Genomic DNA, 1,225 nt, shown 5'->3' on the forward strand with positions numbered 1-1,225 from the left:
GTTTGTGGTGCGGTACTTGCGCCGACCCCAGTTCGTCTCACTCATCATCCGAGCCTACTACCGCTGCGGCCCGGATTTGTGCAACAAAGCCCAACGCAGGCAATCGCACAGCAGAAACTATCAAAGACAGTGCGGCCCAAATGGCGTTTGAATTACAACGCACAGTCAATGGCGCAAATAAGGTGACCACAGAGACCATTGGTACCAGCCAGACTGCTCGCTTCACCTATGACCCGCGCCAGAGTTTGACCAGCCAGGCAAATGCTTTGAATCAAACCACGACCTATGGGTTAGATGATCTTAAGCGGGTTACGCAAATCACCAACCCGTTGAACAACGCAGCCACCCTTACCTACAACAAGTTCGACGGTCTTACCGCCGCCAAAGACTTCAAGGGCGTTACCACCAACTACACCCGCGATGCGCTGGGCAACGCCAAGCAAGAGGTCACCCCCGATGCTGGTACTGGAGCCGCCACCTACGACGTGCGCGGCCTCCTGGCATCCACCACTGATGCCACAGGCCGCACCATAGGCGTAGAGCGCGATGCCCTGGGCCGCATCACCAAGATCAACTACAACAACGGCACATCGTCCGTTCTGCGCTACGACCTCCCCGGCACCACCTACAACACCGCTGCCGCGCCCAATGCCAGCATCGGGCACCTGAGCGAAGTGCAAGACCCGGGAGTCACCACCCAGTACCAGCGCGACGCCCTGGGCCGCGTGCTGCGCAAGACCCAGATCCTGGCAGGCGGTGCCACCAAATCCATTGCCTACACCTATGTGCCTGCTGGCCAGGGCGGGGCAGGCAGCGTGCAGACCATTGCTTACCCGAGCGGCTACAACCTCACCTACCTGTACAACAGCACTGGCCTTATCACCGGCTTGCTATGGAACGGCGTGCCTCTGGTCTCGTACATTCAGTGGAACCCCTTGGGCATGCCCACCAGCTGGCAGTGGCCAGGCATGCAAGCCTCGCCCACCGATGCGGGCGCGTTGGTCGAACAGCGCAGCTATAACACCGCAGGACAGTTGACGCACACCGGCATCTTCGATCTGACATGGGACACAGCAGGGCGGATCAGCAACGTCCTGCAGCGCCATGCCTTGCCTGCAGCAGGCTCTGCCCCCGCCCACAATGCCCAGCTCTCCAGCGCCTACACCTACGATGCTGCCGGGCGCCTCAAAGCCAGCGCCCACAGCCTCGTGCCCCCAGCCTCGGG

1 pseudogene is annotated in these 1,225 nt (G+C 60.9%); it reads left to right on the forward strand.

Features of this window, described 5'->3' with window-relative positions:
• Positions 1-329: 329 nt before the first annotated feature.
• Positions 330-1,225: pseudogene (locus HNP33_RS20825) on the forward strand (RHS repeat protein); the annotation flags it as partial.

This window comes from Comamonas odontotermitis, assembly GCF_014207855.1.
Classification (GTDB): domain Bacteria; phylum Pseudomonadota; class Gammaproteobacteria; order Burkholderiales; family Burkholderiaceae_C; genus Comamonas; species Comamonas odontotermitis_A.